The 18,347-nt window shown below is 70.2% G+C and carries 18 protein-coding genes and 1 other RNA gene; 3 read left to right on the plus strand and 16 right to left on the minus strand.

The genetic code is table 11. From position 1 onward, the window contains the following. The first annotated feature begins 37 nt into the window (after nucleotides 1-37). The gene (locus VGV60_08705) at nucleotides 38-1,384 is read left to right on the plus strand and encodes a pitrilysin family protein (GenBank protein ID HEV8701337.1); all 1,347 of its coding nucleotides are present in this window, start codon (nucleotides 38-40) and stop codon (nucleotides 1,382-1,384) included. After that, nucleotides 1,381-2,853, plus strand: coding sequence for a pitrilysin family protein (locus VGV60_08710; protein HEV8701338.1), 1,473 nt, complete (start codon nucleotides 1,381-1,383; stop codon nucleotides 2,851-2,853). Before VGV60_08705 ends, VGV60_08710 begins: the two co-directional genes overlap by 4 nt. A gap of 50 nt (nucleotides 2,854-2,903) precedes the next feature. On the opposite strand, the gene VGV60_08715 is transcribed toward VGV60_08710, so the two are convergent. Genes VGV60_08715 through VGV60_08725 form a run of 3 tightly spaced genes read right to left on the minus strand, consistent with a single transcriptional unit; the run spans nucleotide 2,904 to nucleotide 6,603 of the window. Further along, nucleotides 2,904-4,811, minus strand: coding sequence for a hypothetical protein (locus VGV60_08715; protein HEV8701339.1), 1,908 nt, complete (start codon nucleotides 4,809-4,811; stop codon nucleotides 2,904-2,906). Between the two features lies 1 nt (nucleotide 4,812). Continuing rightward, a complete protein-coding gene (locus tag VGV60_08720; GenBank protein HEV8701340.1) occupies nucleotides 4,813-5,250 on the minus strand; it encodes a GatB/YqeY domain-containing protein in 438 nt (145 codons plus the stop codon). 51 nt (nucleotides 5,251-5,301) lie between these two features. Next, nucleotides 5,302-6,603: an MFS transporter gene (locus tag VGV60_08725; GenBank protein HEV8701341.1), complete on the minus strand. Its 1,302-nt coding sequence runs from the start codon at nucleotides 6,601-6,603 to the stop codon at nucleotides 5,302-5,304. A 56-nt stretch (nucleotides 6,604-6,659) separates the two neighbouring features. Between VGV60_08725 and VGV60_08730 the strand changes: the two genes are divergently transcribed. After that, nucleotides 6,660-7,178, plus strand: a complete 519-nt coding sequence (locus tag VGV60_08730; protein HEV8701342.1) for a cytochrome c-type biogenesis protein CcmH — start codon at nucleotides 6,660-6,662, stop codon at nucleotides 7,176-7,178. A 12-nt stretch (nucleotides 7,179-7,190) separates the two neighbouring features. Here VGV60_08730 and VGV60_08735 read toward each other — a convergent pair whose 3' ends face one another. From VGV60_08735 to rplT, 13 genes are all read right to left on the minus strand, one after another. Then, nucleotides 7,191-8,075 carry an NAD(+)/NADH kinase gene (locus VGV60_08735; GenBank protein HEV8701343.1) on the minus strand — a complete coding sequence of 295 codons (885 nt, stop codon included), beginning with the start codon at nucleotides 8,073-8,075 and terminating at the stop codon, nucleotides 7,191-7,193. Next, the gene (locus VGV60_08740) at nucleotides 8,065-8,883 is read right to left on the minus strand and encodes a TlyA family RNA methyltransferase (protein HEV8701344.1); all 819 of its coding nucleotides are present in this window, start codon (nucleotides 8,881-8,883) and stop codon (nucleotides 8,065-8,067) included. Before VGV60_08740 ends, VGV60_08735 begins: the two co-directional genes overlap by 11 nt. Before the next feature lie 11 nt (nucleotides 8,884-8,894). Beyond that, complete coding sequence (locus VGV60_08745) at nucleotides 8,895-9,782, minus strand: farnesyl diphosphate synthase (protein HEV8701345.1); 888 nt, start codon at nucleotides 9,780-9,782, stop codon at nucleotides 8,895-8,897. Beyond that, nucleotides 9,779-10,057 carry an exodeoxyribonuclease VII small subunit gene (gene xseB / locus VGV60_08750; protein HEV8701346.1) on the minus strand — a complete coding sequence of 93 codons (279 nt, stop codon included), beginning with the start codon at nucleotides 10,055-10,057 and terminating at the stop codon, nucleotides 9,779-9,781. The genes VGV60_08745 and xseB overlap by 4 nt, the downstream gene beginning before the upstream one ends. Beyond that, complete coding sequence (xseA, locus tag VGV60_08755; protein HEV8701347.1) at nucleotides 10,032-11,459, minus strand: exodeoxyribonuclease VII large subunit; 1,428 nt, start codon at nucleotides 11,457-11,459, stop codon at nucleotides 10,032-10,034. The genes xseB and xseA overlap by 26 nt, the downstream gene beginning before the upstream one ends. After that, complete coding sequence (locus VGV60_08760; protein HEV8701348.1) at nucleotides 11,443-12,255, minus strand: TIGR00282 family metallophosphoesterase; 813 nt, start codon at nucleotides 12,253-12,255, stop codon at nucleotides 11,443-11,445. Before VGV60_08760 ends, xseA begins: the two co-directional genes overlap by 17 nt. 18 nt (nucleotides 12,256-12,273) lie before the next feature. After that, nucleotides 12,274-13,824 carry a ribonuclease Y gene (gene rny, locus VGV60_08765; GenBank protein ID HEV8701349.1) on the minus strand — a complete coding sequence of 517 codons (1,551 nt, stop codon included), beginning with the start codon at nucleotides 13,822-13,824 and terminating at the stop codon, nucleotides 12,274-12,276. A gap of 89 nt (nucleotides 13,825-13,913) precedes the next feature. Further along, a non-coding RNA gene (gene ssrS / locus VGV60_08770) (6S RNA) lies at nucleotides 13,914-14,093 on the minus strand. Between the two features lie 54 nt (nucleotides 14,094-14,147). Continuing rightward, complete coding sequence (locus tag VGV60_08775; GenBank protein HEV8701350.1) at nucleotides 14,148-14,447, minus strand: cell division protein ZapA; 300 nt, start codon at nucleotides 14,445-14,447, stop codon at nucleotides 14,148-14,150. Between the two features lie 21 nt (nucleotides 14,448-14,468). Continuing rightward, entirely contained in the window at nucleotides 14,469-14,792 is a 324-nt protein-coding gene (locus tag VGV60_08780; GenBank protein HEV8701351.1) for a hypothetical protein, read from the minus strand. Nucleotides 14,793-14,824: 32 nt separating this feature from the next. Then, entirely contained in the window at nucleotides 14,825-16,885 is a 2,061-nt protein-coding gene (pheT, locus tag VGV60_08785; protein ID HEV8701352.1) for a phenylalanine--tRNA ligase subunit beta, read from the minus strand. A gap of 22 nt (nucleotides 16,886-16,907) precedes the next feature. Next, complete coding sequence (gene pheS / locus VGV60_08790) at nucleotides 16,908-17,921, minus strand: phenylalanine--tRNA ligase subunit alpha (GenBank protein HEV8701353.1); 1,014 nt, start codon at nucleotides 17,919-17,921, stop codon at nucleotides 16,908-16,910. A gap of 63 nt (nucleotides 17,922-17,984) precedes the next feature. After that, the gene (gene rplT / locus VGV60_08795) at nucleotides 17,985-18,347 is read right to left on the minus strand and encodes a 50S ribosomal protein L20 (protein ID HEV8701354.1); all 363 of its coding nucleotides are present in this window, start codon (nucleotides 18,345-18,347) and stop codon (nucleotides 17,985-17,987) included.

Here is an 18,347-nt window from a genome sequence, read left to right on the forward strand (position 1 = left end):
TCATCCATGGTCGGCGCGTGGTCGTCCCGAGGTTCCGATGACGCGAGCCGTTCGCTGTGCCGCCCTGCTGGCCGTCCTTGCGCCCCTGTCGGCCGCGCCGATCCGCGCGCAGGAAATCCGCTTCAACGTCATTCCGTACCGTCTGGACAACGGGCTCAAGATCCTGGCCCTCGAGGACCACACCGTCCCGGCGCTGAGCTACTACACCTTCTTCCGGGTCGGATCGCGCGACGAGCGGCCGGGCCGGACCGGCGTCTCGCACCTGTTCGAGCACATGATGTTCAACGGGACGAAGAAATTCGGCGCCGGGGTCTTCGACCGCATGCTCGAGTCCAAGGGCGGGGCCTCGAACGCCTTCACCACCAGCGACATCACGGTGTACTTCGAGAACCTGCCGTCCGAGGCGCTCGACATGGTGGTCGAGCTCGAGGCGGATCGCATGGCCGGTCTCGCCGTCACCGAAGAGAGCCTGGCCAAGGAACGGGAGGTCGTGAAGGAGGAGCGACGCCTGCGCACCGACAACGACGTGGAGGGATCGCTCTGGGAGCTCCTCCAGGGGACGGCCTACCTGGCGCACTCCTATCAGTGGCCGGTCGTCGGATGGATGCCGGATCTCGACGCCATCACGGTCAAGGACTGCGAGGAGTACTTCCGGGTCCACTACGCTCCGAACAACGCCACCATCATCCTGGTGGGCGACTTCAAGCCGGACCGGGCCATCGGCCTGATCAGCAAGGCGTACGGATCGATCCCGGCCCAGCCGGCGGCGCCTCCACCCGTCGCCAACGAGCCGGAGCAGAAAGGGGAGCGCCGCGCCCTCCTCAGGCGCGCCGCGCAGCTTCCCGCCGTGGCGTTCGCCTACCACGTGCCCGCGTCGTCCTCCGACGATCTGTTCGCCCTCGATCTCCTGCAGATCATCCTGGGAGGAGGGGAGTCGTCCCGGCTGGTGAGGCGCCTGGTGTACGAAAAGGAGCTGGCCACGCGCGTGGACGTCGAGAACATGTGGAGGATCGACCCGGGGCTGTTCGTGATCTACGCGGAGGCCAAGCCGGGCGTGACGCCGGAGGCGCTCGAGGCCGCCCTGAGCGCCGAGATCGATCTCGCCGGGAAGCAGGAGGCGGGGGCCTCCGAGCTGCAGAAGGCGAAGAACATCCGCACCACGTCCCAGGTCAAGGCCCTCAAGACCAACGGCGGCAAGGCGGAGCAGCTCGGGCTGTTCGAGACCTACCTCGGGTCGCACACGCGGCTGTTCACCGTCCTGAAGAGCTACGAGGCGGTGACCGCCGCGGGCGTGATGAAGACGGCGGCGCGCTACCTGAGGCCCGACAACCGGACGATCGTGACCGTCGTGCCGGAAGGAGCCGGCGAGGAGGCGAAGCCATGAGCGGGCCGGGCCGTCTGCGCGGGGCCGCCTGGGCGCTCGCGCTTCTGGGCTCGGGGCCGATCGGGGCGTTCGCCGCCCCGCCTTCCGTCCCTCCGAAGCCGTCCGCCACGGCGGCGGCCTCCGGCTTCCACGTGCCGTCTCCGGCGCGCACCATCCTGAAGAACGGCCTGACCGTCCTGGTCCTCGAGCGCCGCACGATTCCGCTGGTGCAACTCCGCCTGATGGTGAAATCGGGATCGACATCCGATCCCGCCGGCAAGGAGGGGACCGCGGCGCTCACGGCGCGGCTCCTCAAGCGGGGGACGAAGGCCCGCCCCGCCGGACAGTTCTTCGAAGAGGTGGAGTTCGTCGGCGGATCGATCGACACGATGGCGGGCCTGGACGCCTCCTACGTCTGGGGCGAGTTCGCCACCCGGGACCTCGAGGTGGCTTTCAATCTCTTCTCCGACCTGGTCCTGAACCCGGCGTTCCGCCCCGAGGAATTCGAGAAGGAGAAGCGTCTGGCCCTGGCCGACCTCGTCGATTCCCTCGACGATCCGGGGCGCGTGGCGCAGCGGGCGTTCGCCGCCTGGCTCTACGGATCCCACCCGTACGGGCGGCCGGTGGATGGCACGCAGCGCTCCGTGACCGCGATCTCCCGGGACGACGCGGCGTCCTTCTACGAGTCGCGCTATGCGCCCAACAATGCCGTCTTGGCGATCGTCGGCGATGTCGACGCGGCGCAGGCGGCCCGGAGCGCCGAGCGCTATTTCTCGGCCTGGAAGAAGAAGACGGTCACCGCGGCCGCGGTCGCCGAGGCCGCGGGCGTCAAGGGCCGCAAGGTCCTTCTCGTGGACAAGCCGGACGCCACCCAGAGCCAGATCCGCTTCGGCAACGTGGGGATTCGCCGCGCCGACCCCGACTACGTGCCCCTGATCGTCGGCAACACGGTCCTGGGAGGGGGCTTCACGTCCTGGCTGACGAACGAGGTGCGGGTGAAACGCGGACTCACCTATTCGATCGCGAGCCGCGTCGAGGCGCTGCGTTCCTCGGGGAGCATCTTCGTCTCGACGTTTTCCCGGAACGCCAGCGTGCTCGAGACGATCCAGGTCGCCCTCGAGCAGGTGCGCCGCCTGCGCGGCGGGGACCTTCCGCCGGAGGATCTCGACAAGTCGCGCAGCTACCTGGCCGGCCTCTACCCGCTGCGCATCGAGAGCCCCGAGGACCTGGCGGCCGAGATCCTGAACGTCGATCTCTTCGGTCTCGAGCCGGACTTCATCAACCAGTACCAGAAGCGCGTCCGCTCGACCGCGGCCGACGCGGTCAAGCGGGTCGCCGCCAGGCGGCTGCCGATGGACGATCTGGCCATCGTCGTGGTCGGTCCGGCCCAGGCGCTCAGGAAGGACCTCGCGACGCTGGGACCGGTCACCGTTCGTCCGATTCAGTCCGCCCTGGACGGCGGGGGGGCTGCCGCGCCGGCGCGGCCGTAGGACCCTGTCCGAGCATTCGGCCGGGCGCCTGGCTCCTGCCGGATGCCCGTTCAGCGCCCGGCCGTTCCCTGGGCCAGGGCGAGCCCCTGCTGCGCGAGGAGCGAGCCCGGCTGGACCTGAAGGGCCCGCTGGAATCGGGCGGCCGCCTCGCGACGCTCGCCGCGCGCCAGGCGGATCCAGCCCAGGTGCAGGTAGATGTGGAAGAGGGGCGGGTTCTCGGTCAGGATGCGGAGCTCGTCCTCCTTCGCCTCGGCCTCCCGCCCGACACCCAGGAGGGCGTCGATCCGCATGACCCGCGCGATGTAGGAGCGCCCGCTCCGGAGCGCCCGCTCCGCTTCCACGAGCGCAGCGGCCGCCTCCTCGCGCCGGATGGTGCCGCCGCGATAGAGCGCCGGATCGAGCAGGGGGTGCCCGTCCCGGGTCAGCGTCTGCGCCCACGGTCCCCCCTCCTCGAGATAGATGACCGCCACGTCGTCGAAATAGGCCGGCGTCCATCTCTTCAGGCGGTGCACCGCAGCGGCCGCCGTCATCATCCCCTGGTTGGGCCACTCCAGGAGGATCGCCCCGGCCTGAATGCGCTCGAGCATCGCCTCGAGGGCGTCGGCGTCGGTCAAGGCGCGCGTGTACTCGCGGTAGAGCTCCTCGCCGTACACATCGTTGCGCGAGTCCATTCCCACGCGTATCTTCGGATAGAGGCGGTAGACCAGGTAGGCCCCCGCCGAGTAGGTGTTGAAGAGGCCGCCGCGCATCCCGATCGATTCGAGGTAGTCGGCCGCCCCCACGGGGACGTTGCGCCCCAGGCCGAGTCCCATGTTCCTGCGAAGCGACGGACCGTAGGCGTATCCGAAGACGGCGAACCAGGCCGCCAGGCCCAGGAGAAGGGCGCCGATCCACGGGAGGGGCAGCGCCCGCCTGGGCGCGGACGGGGCCCGCTCCGGGAGCCAGGCCGCCACGCTTCCGCAGGCGGCCGCGACTCCCGGCATGCTGGCCAGCGCAAAATCGGCCACGTTCCGGTTCATCCGCAGGGACAGGACCAGGAACAGGACGAACACGATGGCCGCGAAGCTGGCGGGCGGCGGCGACTCGGGTCGGCCGCGCGCCCGAACGTAGGACAGACCCAGCACCGCCCCACCGAAAACGATCCAGACGAGGTAGTAGCGCGCCATGTACGTGGAGGCGAAGGGGCTCCCGAAAGGCGGCAGCCACTCGTAAATCTCCCCCATGAACCCGCTGCCGGTGAGCTGGAAGGGGAAGCGGAGGAGGCCCGGGCCGTAGGGATTCAGGAGCGACGCGGCGGCGAGTCCCGGGGCCAGGAGCCCCAGCGACCAGGCCTCCCGGCTCGGGGGCCGCATCGGGTCCACGGGAGCCGCACCGGTCCGGCTGTCGATCGCGGCCGCCAGCGCCGCGGCCGCCACGAGGATCGGCCCCAGGATGAAACCGCCATGCAGGTTGGCCCACGCAACCTGAAGCGGGACGAAGGCCAGAAGCGGAGCCGGGACGCCCGCGCGCCGGCGCGCCAGGAGCCACAGAAAGGCGGCTGTCATGAGAAACGTGAAGAGGTGGGGCCGCTCCATGAAGCGCGCCGCGGCCAGGATCATCACGAAGGCCAGGCAGGACAGGGAGGCCGCCGGCGAGGCCCCGAGGCGGCGCGCCGCCGCATGGAGGAGGCCCGCCACGCCCATGGCCACGATCACCTTCATGAGGACGAGACCGTTGAACCCGAACGCTTCCTGCACCAGCCGGAAGAGCACCCCGGCGAGCCATTCGTGCGCCACGTACGGCCGGCCTTGGGCGAGGGCCGAGTAGTCGTCGGTGCGCGGCACGGTGTGGGTCTTGAGGACGATGTCGCCCGTCTTGAGGTGCAGGAACAGGTCGTTGTTGGTGATCGGCGTGAGGTTCAGGGCGAGGAGGAGCAGGGCCAGGGCCGTGAGAGCGGCCGCCTCGCCGCGCCGGTTCACGCTACTTCAGACGCGAGGCGATGAGGGCGTTCACGGTCTTGCCGTCGGCCCGCCCGCGGTGCCGGGCCATGAACTCCTTCATCGCCCGCCCCAGGTCCTGCTTCGAGGTGATACCGAGCTCCTGCAGCAGGCCGTCCACGGCCTGCGCCGTCTCCTCGGGAGTCATGCCGGCCGGGAGGTAGCGCTCGATGATCGCGATCTCGTCCTTTTCCTTGTCCGCCAGGTCCTTGCGGCCACCCTTCTCGTACTGCTCGATCGAATCGCGCCGCGTCTTCACTCCGCGCTTGAGGATGGCGACGTAGTCGTCGTCGGTCAGATCGCGCTTCGCCTCGATGCGCGCGTACTGCACCTGCGAGATCAGCATGCGCAGGGTGGACATGGTGATCGAGTCCTTCTGGCGGATCGCCTGGGTCAGGTCGGCCTTCAGCCTGTCGATCATGGGCTCCTCCGGCGGCGACGGCGGCGAGCCCGGCCCCCGCGCCGACCCGCATCATAGGCGCTCGCCGGCCGATCGTCCAGAGGGAAAGCTCTCGGGGGCCGCCCGCTCGGCGGCGCGGCGGCCGCGTTCCACGTCGACCCCGAGCATCAGCACGAGACCGGCCAGGACGATGACGGAGAGGGACAGCACCGCCGGGCGCTCGCTGCCGAAACCGGAGGCGACGGAACCGTAGAGCAGGGGACCGACCACCGCGGAGACTTTTCCGGTCAGGGCGAAGAAGCCGAAGAACTCGGCGTTCCGGCCGGGGGGAATGAGCAGTCCCATCAGGCTCCGGCTGGCGGTCTGGGTCGATCCCATGCCGATCGACGCCAGGACGGCCACGGCGAAGAACTGCGCCACGCCCCGGGCGGCGTAGGCGCCGGCGATCGTCGCGATCCACAGGACGAGCGTGGCCAGGATCGTCGGCTTGGCCCCCCAGCGGTCCACCAGGAATCCGGCGGCAAACGTGCCGGCGAAGGCGGTGATCTGGGTCACGATGAAGAGCATCATCACCTGGTGCATGGTGAAGCCGATGACGTGCATGGCGTAGATCGCCGAGAAGGCGATCACCGTCGTGACGGCGTCGTTGTAGACGAGAAACGCCAGGAGAAACCGGAACAGATCGCCGAGCGCGCGCACGTGCCGGAAGGTATCGCGCAGGCGCCTGATCCCCTCCCGGGCCACGACGCCGAGCCGCGCCGGACGGCGGGGCGCGCGCTCCCTGAGAAGCGCCAGGATCGGCAGGGTGAAGAGGAGGTGGAACAGCGCCACCACGAGGAAGGTGATGCGGTACCGGCCCGCCCCCTCGGAGAGGCCGGCGCTCGTGAAAGGGTAGGCCAGGAGGAGCGCCGCCAGTCCGCCCAGGTACCCGATCGCCCAGCCGTAGCCCGAGATCCGGCCCATCCTCTGGTCGTCCGCGATCTCGGGGAGAAACCCGTTGTAGAACACGTGCGCCCCTTCGAAGCCGGCGTTGGCCAGAATGAAGAGCAGCATTCCCGACGCGACGTCCCCCCGGCCGACCGTGTACAGAAGCGCGGTGAAGACGATGCAGGTCCCCGCGAAGATTCCGAGCAGGAGCTTCTTGCGCCCGGAGGCGTCGGCCATCGCCCCCAGCACCGGCGACACCAGGGCCACCAGGATCATCGAGAGGGCCACCGACAGGCCCCAATAGAAGTCGGCCCCTGCGCCGAGGTGTCCCGCCACCACGGTCCTGAAATAGAGGCTGTAGGCCACCGTGACGATCAGGGTGGTGAACGACGAGTCGGCGAAGTCGTACAGGCACCAGGAGACGATCTCGATCCGGCTGGCCTTCACGGGGATGCCTCCACTATAATGCGACGCCTTGTCAGGCTGCCGGGCCGGAGGATGGGATGGAGGGATCGGAGGGGGGCGATCGGGGAGATGAAGGGGCTCCGCCCCCGGGGCAGCCGCGCCTGATCAGCCTCGTGGCCGTGGCCGGGGCGGTCATCCTGATCGGTCTGGTGTCCTTCGCCCTGTATCGCCGGAGCCACTCGACCCCCCCGGTCGCGGAGCCCGCCCCCGTCGCCGGCGAGCCGGCAGCCGGCCAGGAGCCGGGGACCGCCGCCACCGGGACCCCTCTGGGGGGCACGCCGATCGCGGCGCCCCTGCCGGTCCGCCTTTCGCCGGAAGCCAGCATCGTCGCCGAGCGCTACCGCTGCATCTGCTCGTGCAACGATCCCCTCAACGTCTGCACCTGCACCAGGACCCCGGGCTCGCGCGACATGAAGCTGTACGTCCAGGAGCTGGTGAACCAGAAGAAGTCGGGGAAGGAGGTCGACCAGGCCATGATCGCCCGCTACGGCGCGGGCGTGCTCCTGACGAATCCGCCCCCGCTTGCCGCCGCCACGCCCGAGTCCAGGAAGCGCTGAGCCGGGGTCCAATTAGCGCTCTCCCCAGTGGAGCTTCTGCCTCAGGACTTCGAAGTACGATCGCCGCGGCGAGCGGACCATCAGAATCGGCTGGCGGCTCCGCCTCACCCTGACCCGGTCCTTCTTCTTCAACGGATGGCCGACCTGACCGTCGAGCGTCAGGTACACCTCCGAGTCGCCGGCGCGCAGGGACAGCTCGGCGATCGAGCGGTCCGGCACGACCAGCGGCCTGAGGCTCAGGGTGTGGGGGCAGATTGGCGTGATAAGGAAGGCCTCGAGGTTGGGGTGGACGATCGGCCCGCCCGCCGACAGCGAGTAGGCGGTCGAGCCGGTGGGGGTCGAGATGATGAGGCCGTCCGACTTGTAGGTGGTCACCGGCTCGCGGTCGATCGACAGGTCGATTTCGATGATGCGCGCCAGGGCGCTCTTGTTGATCACCGCGTCGTTGAGGGTCGACCGGCGCATGATGGTCCGCCCCCCGCGCACCACGTTGACCTCCAGGCCGATGCGGCGGTCGAGCTCGTAGCGCCCGGCGAGGATGTCCGCAAGCACCTTCTCCATCTCGTCGGGGCCGGTCTCGGTCAGGAAGCCCAGGCCGCCCAGGTTGACGCCGAGGATCGGGCGCGGGCGGGACGCGAGGGCGCGGGCCGCCATGAGAAGGGTGCCGTCGCCGCCGATCACGACGCACAGATCGGCGGGCGCCAAGGCTCCTCCGAGCGCGCGCGCGTCCTTGCGGCGGCCGAGGACCCGGGCCGTCTCCGGATCGAAGCTGACCGCGATGCCGCGCCGGTCGAGAAACCGCGCGCAACGCCGCGCCGCCCCCCGCGCCTCCGGCGCCCGGAGCTTCGCGACGATGGTGACGCTCGTGATCCTGTGCGGCCGCGTCTCAGCCGCCATGGACGACCTCCACGAGGAGGCGTTCGAGCGCGTCCCTGCCCACGCACCCGGAGGGAGACAGCGAGAGCTGCAGGAAGAACTCGCGGTTCCCCTCCGCCCCCGTGATGGGGGACGGGCAGGCGCCGCGCACGCCGAATCCCACGGAGGAGGCGGAGGAGACGACCGATCGCAGGGCGCTCAGGTGCTTCCCGGGGTCGCGCACGATCCCTCCTTTTCCCACCTCGCCCTTGCCCACCTCGAACTGCGGCTTGACCAGAGCTACCACGTCGGCGCCGGGGACGAGGACCGCCGGCAGCGGCGCCAGGACGAGACGGAGCGAGATGAAGCTCACGTCGGCCACGGCCAGTTCCACCGGCCCCGGCAGGTCGCCCGGCAGAAGATAACGCGCGTTCCTCCCCTCCACCAGGACCACCCGGGGATCCCGGCGCAGCGACCAGTCGAGGAGACCTCGCCCCACGTCGAGCGCGAACACCCGCGCCGCGCCGCGCTTCAGGAGGCAATCGGTGAACCCGCCGGTCGACGCGCCGATGTCGAGCGCCGTCCGTCCAGTGACCTCGACCCGCAGTGCCGTCAGGGCCCCGTCCAGCTTGACCCCTCCGCGGCCCACGAACGGATGGTCCACACCCTCCAGCTCCAGCCGCGCCTCGGGGCCCACGAGGGACCCCGGTTTTCCGGAGGGGCGGCCGTCCACGCGCACCGCCCCGGCCATGATCAAGGCCTGGGCGCGCTCGCGGCTCGGAGCCAGTCCGCGCGCGACCAGAAGCCGGTCGAGACGCTCCCGGGGCCCCGCGCCCTGCCGCGCCATCATCTGGGAGCCTCCTAGCTCACGCGATCGACGATGAAACGGGCCAGGGCGGCCAGGGGCCGGCCCCGACGTCCGAGCCTCGCGATCGCCGTCTCGGCGCGGCGGGCGGCGTCCCGGGCCTTGAGGCGGGACGCCTCGGTGCCGAGCAGCGCCGGGTAGGTCGCCTTTCGGGCGCGGGCGTCCTTGCCTGTCGTCTTGCCCAGCCGATTGGTGCTTCCCTCCCGATCGAGAATGTCGTCGATGATCTGGAACGCCAGGCCGATGTGATCGCCGTAGCCGGAGAGGGCCCGCACGTCGTCCGCCCCGCCGCCGGCCATGATGCCACCGATCTGCACCGCGGCGCTGATGAGGGCCCCGGTCTTGCCCCGATGGATGCGCACGAGCGCGGTGAAGGAGTACGGGCGCCCCTCGGCCTCCAGGTCCATGACCTGGCCGCCGATCATCCCGGTGACCCCCGCCGCCCGCGCCAGGAGAGCCATGGCCCGCACCTTGCGGGCCGCCAGACGTCCGTCCGCAGGATGGCTGGCGGCGACCTGGAAGGCGTGGGTCAGCAGGGCGTCGCCCGCGAGGATCGCCATCGCCTCGCCGAATACCCGGTGGCTGGTGGCGCGGCCGCGGCGCAGGTCGTCATTGTCGAGCGCGGGCAGATCGTCGTGGATCAGCGAGTAGGTGTGGATCATCTCGATCGCGGCGCCCATGGGCAGGACGTCCGGCACCCGTCCGCCGAGCGCCCGGCAGGCGGCGATCGCCAGGATCGGCCGCAGCCGCTTGCCCCCCGGGAAGAGGGAGTAGGCCATGGCGCGCCGCACCGTCACCGGCACGCTCCCGGGACGCGGCAGGAATCTCCGGAGCGTCGCGTCGACCAGCCGGCGGTCTCTCTGCACCCTGGCGGGCAGCCTCATGGTGCCCCGGGACCGTCCTCGTCCTCGCCGGGGGGAGCATCGAACGGGATCAGCTTCGGCAGCCCCTGGTCGTTCCGCGTCAGGAGATCGATCCGCTTCTGCGCCTCCTCCAGGCGGGCGGCGCACAGGCGGGTGAGGGACACCCCTTCCTCGAACAGCCGGAGTGATTCCTCGAGCGGCAGGTCGCCGTCTTCGAGCCCCTTGACGATTGTCTCCAGGCGCGCCAGAGCCTCTTCGAATCCCGGCGGCCTAGCGCTTGACTTGGACTTCGCCATGTGCGGAAACCTCCGTCACCGCGCACCCCAGGCTGCCGCGATGGAGCAAGACCCGGACCGCGTCGCCGGTGCGCACCGCGGCGCTGTCCTTCAGTATCGTGCCGTCCGGCTCCAGGCGGCACACGGTGTAGCCGCGCGACAGGACCGCGAGCGGGGAGAGGGCCTGGAGTCTCTCGGCATAGCCGGAGGCCTGGTTCCGCGCGCGTTGCATCCGGGCCGCGATCGAGGTCCGCAGGAGGCGCGCGAGGCCCTGGCTGGCCGCGCTCCGGCGCAGGAGCCGCTCGGCGAGGCGGGCCGGCGTCATCCGCTCGCCCAGGAGCGCCAGCCGGTGCCTCGCGCCGGTGGTGCGGCGCTCGAGGCCCGCGCGCAGCCGCTCGGTCAAATCGTCGAGTTCGAGCGTCCGGTCGCGCAGCAGGTCGGCGACCGCCCTCCCGGCCCGGGCGGCTCCGGTCGCGTCCAGGTCCTGCCGACCCCGGGCCACCAGGAGCCGGGCCGCGGAGAGGAGGCGGGAGCGGAGCGCGCCGATGCGCTCCAGGAGATCCTGCTTGGAGCGGACCACCATCTCGGCGGCCGCCGACGGGGTCGGGGCGCGCAGGTCGGCGACCAGGTCCGCGATGGTGACGTCCACCTCGTGCCCGATGCCCGAGATGACCGGGATCTCCGATGCGGCGATCGCCCGGGCGACCCGCTCTTCGTTGAATGGCCAGAGGTCTTCCAGCGATCCGCCGCCGCGCGCCAGGATGATCACGTCGATCCCGCCGAGGCGGTTGAGGCTCCGGATCGCCTCGACAATCTCGGCCGACGCCCCGTCCCCCTGGACGCGGGACGGGGCGATCACGACCTCCACGTTGGCGAAACGCCGCGACAGCACCTTGAGGATGTCCCGCAGCGCCGCCCCGGCGGGAGAGGACACGATGCCGATCCGGCGGGGGAGGACGGGCAGCGGCCGCTTCCGCGAGGCGTCGAACAGCCCTTCCTCGAGGAGTCGCGCCTTGAGCTGCTCGAAGGCGAGCTGCAGCGCCCCCAGCCCGGCCGGCTCCATGGCGTCCACGATGATCTGAAAGGTGCCGCGCGGAACGTACAGGCTGATCGTCCCGCGCGCCAGGATCTTGAGCCCATCCTCCGGCCGGAACGGCAGGGACTGGGACGCGCCGCGGAACAGGACGGCGGCGACCTGGGCGTCGGCGTCCTTCAGGGTGAAGTACGTGTGACCGGAAGGGTAGCGGCGGAGGTTGCTGATCTCGCCCTCCACCCACACGCAGGAGAAGGCGTCCTCGAGCATCTCCTGCGTCAGGAGGTTCAGCTCGGAGACCGTCAGGATGCGGCGTTCCTCTCTCGGCCGGCCCGCTGCGGCGCCGCTCCCGGGTCCCGGCTTGTCGGGCGGATCAAACAGGTTGCGCATCGTCCTGCCTCGTCTCTCCCGATCCGGGCCGCACCTGGAAACGCTCGATCGACAGGGCCCGGCCCGTCGCCGGGTCCGCCTCCACCAGCACGCCGCACAGGCGCGGATCGCGCTTCGCCGTGGTGAATCGCACCGGCATGCCGGTCAGGAACTTTCGCAGCGCCAGCCCCTTCTCGATGCCGATGATCGACTCGTACGGCCCGGTCATCCCGAGATCGGTGATGTAGGCGGTGCCTCCGGTCAGGACCGCTTCATCGGCCGTCTGCACGTGGGTGTGGGTGCCGACCACGGCGGTGGCGCGTCCGTCCAGATGGTGCCCCATCGCCTGTTTCTCGGAGGTGGCCTCGGCGTGCATGTCGACGAGGACGATGCGCGCCCTGCCGTTCAGGCCCGCGAGGGCCCGATCGACGCAGGGGAACGGGTCGTCGCACGGCGGCATGAACACGCGTCCCATCAGGTTGATGACCGCGACCGGTACACCACCCGGGGTCTCCCCGAGGTGCAGGCCCGCCCCGGGCGCCCCTTCCGGATAGTTGAGCGGCCGCAGAAGCTTCGGCTGCACCGGGAGGTACTCGAGGATCTCGGACTTGTCCCAGATGTGGTTGCCGGAGGTCATGCAATCGACCCCCGCGGCGAGAATCTCCTCGCAGAGATCCGGCGTGATCCCGAACCCGTCGGCGGCATTCTCGACGTTGGCCACGACGTAGTCGATGCGTCGCCGGGTGATCAGGCGCGGCAACTCGGCGGCGAGGACCTGCCTCCCGGCTCGGCCGTTGACGTCTCCGATGATGGCCATGCGCATCGCCCTCAGGCCTCAGGTCGCGTAGTCGACCGCGCGGGTCTCGCGAATGACGCTGATCTTCACGGAACCGGGATACTCCACTTCTTTCTGGATGCGGGCGGTGATCTCCTTCGAGAGCGTGATCACGTCGCTGTCCGTGACCGTGCCGGCCTCGACCAGGACCCGCACCTCCTTGCCGGATCGCATCACGAACGCGCGGCTGACGCCGTCGAAGGACGAGGCGATCGCCTCCAGGCTCCGCATCCGCTCCATGAACCCCTGCAGGCCGGTGTCCTTCTCGCCCGGACGGGCGACGACGGCCCGCTCGGCCGCCCTCAGGATGGCGGCGTCGATCGACGGATCGGCGCCCGATCCGTGGAGGGCCCGGATCGCCTGCACCACGCGGGGGTCCTCCCCGAACCGGGCGGCCAGGTCGGCGCTCACCAGGATGGGGTGCACGTCGGCGCGGCTCTCCTCCACCTGGCCGATCTCGTGGAGGAGGCCGGCCCGTTTCGGCACGTCCGGGAGGACGCCGAGGAGCGAGGCCATCTGCGTCGACAGCCGGGCGACGCCGATCGAGTGATCGAGAAGGTTGTAGCCGAGGACGACGCGGTACTTGAGCCTGCCGAGCAGGCGCAGCAGGCGCTCGGGCAGCGCCGTGATCCCCAGCTCGAACGCCGCCCCCTCGCCGAGGGCCTGCAGGCCCTCCTCCATCTCGGCGCGCGCCCGGGCCACCACCTCCTCGATGCGCGCCGGGTGGATGCGCCCGTCCTCGATGAGCTTTTCGATGGCCACCCGGGCCACGGCGCGGCGGAATGGGTCGAAGCTCGACAGGACGATCGATTGCGGCGTCTCGTCCACGATCACGTCCACTCCGGTGGCCATCTCGATGGCGCGGATGTTGCGCCCCTCGCGACCGATGATCCGGCCTTTCATGTCGTCGCTCGGCAGCCGGACCGCCGTCACGACGCCGTCGACCAGGTCCGCGGTCGGCAGGCGCTGGATGGCCTCCGCCACGATCCGCCGGGCGCGGGCATTGGCGTCGGACTGGGCGTCCTCTTCGATGCGCCGGACCAGATTGGCCGCCTCCTGCCGCGCCTCCGCTTCGATGTCCTTCAGGATCTCCCTGCGGGCGTCGTGCGCCGTGAGGCCGGCGATTCGTTCCAGCTTCTGCCGGCGATCCAGAAGCAGCGCCTGGACCTCCTTCTCGGCGGCGGCCAGACGCTCCTCCTTCTGGCGCGTCCCGGCCTCACGCTCGTCCAGCTCCTGCTGCTTCTGTCCGAGGAGCAGGAGCTTGCGCTCGAGGTTACGCTCCTGCTCCTTGAGCCGCTCATCCAGTCTCTGCAGCTCCTCGCGCTTCTTGCGCGCCTGGGTCTCGAAGCTCGACTCGGCGGCGCTCGTCTTCTCCGCGGCCTCCAGCTCGGCCTCCCTGAGGCGTGTCTGGGCGCGCCGGTCGACGTCGGCCAGCAGATCGGCGGCGCGCCGCTCGGCGTCCGCGCGCAGTCGGCGGACCGTGACCCGCAAGGCCACCAAGGCCGCGGCGGCGAGCCCCAGTACCAGGAGAGCGATCAGGACGTACGTCATGCGCGTTTCCCTTCGGGCGTTCGCAACGGGCGAAAGGGGGACCGGTCGGGACGGGGCGGGGCCGGAACCTGCGCGGGCTCACAACACGAGAATGCCCCGCTTGGCCGTGAGGAGGGAGACTATTTGAACCCGGTGATCCACCGTGGAACCCCTGCCGTCCGCTTCAGGCACCCCCGCCGAGGAGGGCGCTCACCGCGAACGGACCTGGGGTCCCGTTCAAATAGTGTTGGCTCAAAAGTACCTCTCCAACACGCACCGCGCAGGGCGACCGCATGCTACGCCCGCGATTCCTGCGCGTCAAGACCCGCCCGGGCCTTGCCGGGTCACGCTTCCGCGAAACTTCGCTCGAGCATGTCGATCAGGCGCGCCACGCGATCCGGCCCGCCCTTCATGACGGCCGGGTCCGGGCCGCGGCCGCGCCGCGATTCGTCGGCGATGTTCAGGGCCGCCAGGATCGCGACCTTGAGCGAGTCCACGGTCGCGGTGGCGTCACTGACCTCGCGCATCTTGCGATCGACGTACGAGGCCAAGTCCTGGATGTAGCCGGACGCGCCCTCCCCGCGGAGATTGTAGGACTGCCCGTAGATCTCCACCTGCACCAGATGGCTGTCGGTCCGTTCCATGGGCGTGCCTCCTGCCGGCGCCTAGTGATCCCGCCTCGCCTCGCCTCCACCATCCTCCAGGGCGCTCATCATCTCCAGCATCTGGCTGACCCGGCCACGGATGGCCTGGCGCTCCTCGCGCAGGACATCGACCTGCTCCGCGAGCTCGCGCAGATCGTCCTTGCCTTTCTCCGAGGCGGCGATCTGCGCCTGGGCGGCGGCCAGCGATTTTTCGAGGTCCTTCACCCTGGTCTGCGCCTGGTCCCTTTCCTTGCGCAGGGCGCGGATGAGCTCGGTGGCCTTGACGATCTTGCTCTCCAGCAGATCGAGCTGCTGGAGATCCACCACGACGCGCTTCGATTCCATCCTCACCTCCGCCCGTCCCGTCCGGTTCGGGTTCATGGTGTCTCCATGCCGCGCAGCCTCGCTCCCAGCTCGCGACCCAGGGTGGCCGTGATCGACTCGACGCTCTCCTGCACTTCCTCCGCCGTCAGGGTCCGTTCCGGGTGCTGGAACACGATCTGGACCGCCAGGCTGGTGCACCCGGCGGGGACTCCCGGCCCCCGATAGACGTCGAACACCTGCACCTCGGCGATCGGCAGGCGGCTCGCACGGCGCACCGCCCCTTCGATCGCCGCGAACGTGGTCCCCGGGGCGGCGACGATCGCCAGGTCCCGCCGTGCCGCGGGGTACTTCGGCAGCGGCCGGTAGGTGCGCACGCGCCCGCCACCCGCCGCGAGATCGTCCAGGTCGATCTCCCCGCCGAACACCTGCACTTCGATACCGTGGCGTGCCAGGACCGGTCGCCGAATCTCGCCGACCCACCCCAGAGGCCGCGCGCCTCCAGCCACGCGCAGCGCGCGCCCCGCCTCCAGAAAGGGGATTCTATCCGAAGAAAAGGCCAGAGGGGAAACTCCCGCCAGGTCAGCGACGATCTCGACCGCGCCCCGGGCATCGTACAGGTCGACGAAGCGGCGCGGCAGGCTCCAGTGGGTCGGTACTCCGCGCCCGGCCAGGACGAATCCCAGACGCCGTCGCTCCCGCGGCAGCGGGGAGGCGGGCAGGAACACCGTGCCGGTCTCGAACAGGTGAATGGAGGGGATCCCGTGATTCAGGTTGTGGGCGGTATTTCGCAGGAGCCCCGGCAGCAGGCTGGTGCGCAGGAAGGAGGCGTTCGACTGCAGCGGGTTGGTCAGCGCCAGCGGCCGGCCAGGATCGTCCGCGAACTCCAGGCAGTCGTCCTGCCCGACCATCGCGTAGTTGACCGCCTCGCTGAAACCCGCGGATTGCATCGCCCGGCAGGCCGTGAGGTTCGTCCTGTCGGCAGGGCTGCGGCGGTCCTCCGTTCCCGGAAGGAGCGGCAGCGCCGCAGGAATGGCGCCGTACCCGCGCAGCCGAGCGACCTCCTCGATCAGGTCGACCTCGCGCTCGACGTCCCGGCGGAACGAAGGAACGGCGACGCTCCAGGCCTCGTCCTTGCTGTTCTCGACCACGAAGCCCAGGCGGCTCAGGGCCAGTCGCATGAAATCATCCTCGAGCGCGAAACCGAGAAGGCTCCGGGCTCGGGAGGGACGGAATCGTACGATGCGATCCCCGTGCGGCCTCGGGCACACGTCCAGCGGCGGCGCGGTGACGCTTCCGCCGGCGACCTGCTGGATGAGGTGCGCGGCGCGGTCCAGCGCCGGGACGACCCCCTCGAGATCGGCGCCGCGCTCGAAGCGGTGCGACGCATCGGTGCGCAGGCCGAGGGCACGCGCCGCGCGGCGCACCGGGACCGGCTCGAACCAGGCGCTCTCCAGAAGGACGTTGACGGTGCGCTCCCCGATCTCGCTCGCCTCGCCCCCCATGATCCCCGCCAGGGCCACCGGCTTCGACGCGTCGGCGATCACCAGCATTTCGGGGGTCAAAAGGCGATCGATCCCGTCGAGGGTGCGCAGCGTCTCGCCGGCGCGCGCCCGCCGCACCACGATGGCTCGTCCGTCGAGACGATCGAGATCGAAGGGATGAAGAGGGTGTCCGAGCTCCCACAGGACGAAATTGGTCGCGTCCACCACGTTGTTGATCGATCGCTGTCCGATCGCCTCCAGCCTGCGGCGGAGCCAGTCGGGGGAAGGGCCGACGCGCACGCCCAGGACGCAGCGGGCGGCATAGCGGGCGCACAGATCGGGCGCCTCGATCGTGACCGAGGCGGAGTCCCGGGTCGGCCTGCCGCCAGGAGGGATGGGGGCCGCGGGAGGGCGGAGGGCCGTCCCGGTGAGGGCGGCATACTCCCGCGCCAGGCCGAGGTGGTTCATGCAGTCGGGCCGGTTGGTGAAGATGTCGAAGTCGTACAGGCTGTCGTCACCGCGCCGCTCGATGCCGTCGAGGGGTATCCCGGCGTCGGTCAGGCGCTCGCCGACCTTCGCCGGTTCTTCGGCGGTGCCGAGGTACGACGACAGCCAGGCATGGCTGAATCTCACAATCTCTCCCCGCGCCCCGTGATCATCCGGGGAACTGCTGCAGGAACCTCACGTCGTTCTCGTACAGAAGCCGGATGTCGTCGATGCCGTGCTTCAGCATGGCGATGCGCTCGATGCCGAGCCCGAAGGCGAAGCCGGTGTAACGCTCCGGGTCGTACCCCACCTTCTCGAACACGGCCGGGTGCACCATGCCGGCGCCTCCCATCTCGATGAAGCCCGTCCCCTTGCACCGGCCGCAGCCCGAGCCGCCGCAGAAAATGCAGGAGATGTCGTATTCGGCGCCGGGCTCGACGAACGGGAAGTACGAGGGGCGCAGCCGCAGCTTCAGCTCCCGCCCGAACACCCGGCGGCAGAAGTGCTCGAGCGTTCCCTTGAGATGCGCGAAGGCGATCCCCTCGCCGACCACGAGGCCCTCGACCTGATGGAAGACGGGGGAGTGCGTGACGTCCGAGTCGCGCCGGAACACCTTGCCGAGCGCCACCATCTTGATCGGGGGGCGCCGCTTCTGCATCGTGCGGATCTGGACCGGGGAGGTGTGGGTGCGCAGCAGGAGCCCGCCCTCCACGTAGAACGTGTCCTGCATGTCGCGCGCGGGGTGGTGCGGCGGGATGTTCAGGGCCTCGAAATTGTAGAAGTCGGTCTCGACCTCGGGGCCGGTCTCGAGCGTGTACCCCATCTCAAGGAATATCTCCTCGATCAGGGCGCGCACCTGGGTGATCGGGTGCGCCGCGCCGGGACGCTGGGCCCGCCCCGGGAGGGTCAGATCGATCGGCTCGGCCCCCGTGCCGGCCGTCGCGACGCTGCCCCGGGCGGACTCGAGTCCCGCTTCGACATGCGCCTTGAGCTCGTTGACCGCCTTGCCGAGGGCGGCCCGCTCCGCGGGGGGAGCGTCGCGGAGATCGCGCAGGAGGGCGGTCAGGAGGCCGGCGCGTCTCCCCAGATAGCGGGTGCGCACTTCGTCCAGCGCCGCGGCGTCCCTGGCCCCGGCCACATCCCGATCGAATCGCTGCCGGATCTCCTGGACGCGGCTGTGCACGCGGGACCCCTCGCCGGGCACCGGGGCATGCGGCGCCCGTCATGGATGGGAAGGCCGTCCGTTTCAGGCCGTTCCGAGCGCGGTCTTGGCGGTCTGCGCCAGGGCGGAGAAGGCGGCCGGATCGCTCACCGCCAGCTCCGCGAGCATCTTTCTATCCAGGGTCACTCCCGCCTTGGCCAGCCCGGACATCATGCGGCTGTAGGACAGCTCGTTCTGGCGCGCGGCCGCGTTGATCCGGATGATCCACAGGCTCCGGAAATCGCGCTTCTTGGCCCGGCGATCCCGGTAGGCGTATCCCAGCGATTTCTCGATCGCCTCCTTGGCCGCGCGGTAGAGCTTGCTCTTGCCGGTGTAGTACCCCTTCGCCAGCTTGAGCATCTTCTTGCGTCGATGGCGTCTCTTGGTTCCTCTCTTGACTCGTGGCAC

Source organism: Candidatus Polarisedimenticolia bacterium, assembly GCA_036001465.1.
GTDB lineage: Bacteria > Acidobacteriota > Polarisedimenticolia > Gp22-AA2 > Gp22-AA2 > Gp22-AA3.

Bases quoted from the DNA above. Each gene is read 5' to 3' on its own strand.
- VGV60_08705 (HEV8701337.1), top strand. From the start codon at position 38: ATGACGCGAGCCGTTCGCTGTGCCGCCCTGCTGGCCGTCCTTGCGCCC.
- VGV60_08710 (HEV8701338.1), top strand. From the start codon at position 1,381: ATGAGCGGGCCGGGCCGTCTGCGCGGGGCCGCCTGGGCGCTCGCGCTT.
- VGV60_08720 (HEV8701340.1), bottom strand. From the start codon at position 5,250: ATGATCGACAGGCTGAAGGCCGACCTGACCCAGGCGATCCGCCAGAAG.
- VGV60_08730 (HEV8701342.1), top strand. From the start codon at position 6,660: ATGGAGGGATCGGAGGGGGGCGATCGGGGAGATGAAGGGGCTCCGCCC.
- VGV60_08735 (HEV8701343.1), bottom strand. From the start codon at position 8,075: ATGGCGGCTGAGACGCGGCCGCACAGGATCACGAGCGTCACCATCGTC.
- VGV60_08740 (HEV8701344.1), bottom strand. From the start codon at position 8,883: ATGATGGCGCGGCAGGGCGCGGGGCCCCGGGAGCGTCTCGACCGGCTT.
- VGV60_08745 (HEV8701345.1), bottom strand. From the start codon at position 9,782: ATGAGGCTGCCCGCCAGGGTGCAGAGAGACCGCCGGCTGGTCGACGCG.
- xseB (HEV8701346.1), bottom strand. From the start codon at position 10,057: ATGGCGAAGTCCAAGTCAAGCGCTAGGCCGCCGGGATTCGAAGAGGCT.
- xseA (HEV8701347.1), bottom strand. From the start codon at position 11,459: ATGCGCAACCTGTTTGATCCGCCCGACAAGCCGGGACCCGGGAGCGGC.
- VGV60_08760 (HEV8701348.1), bottom strand. From the start codon at position 12,255: ATGGCCATCATCGGAGACGTCAACGGCCGAGCCGGGAGGCAGGTCCTC.
- rny (HEV8701349.1), bottom strand. From the start codon at position 13,824: ATGACGTACGTCCTGATCGCTCTCCTGGTACTGGGGCTCGCCGCCGCG.
- VGV60_08775 (HEV8701350.1), bottom strand. From the start codon at position 14,447: ATGGAACGGACCGACAGCCATCTGGTGCAGGTGGAGATCTACGGGCAG.
- VGV60_08780 (HEV8701351.1), bottom strand. From the start codon at position 14,792: ATGGAATCGAAGCGCGTCGTGGTGGATCTCCAGCAGCTCGATCTGCTG.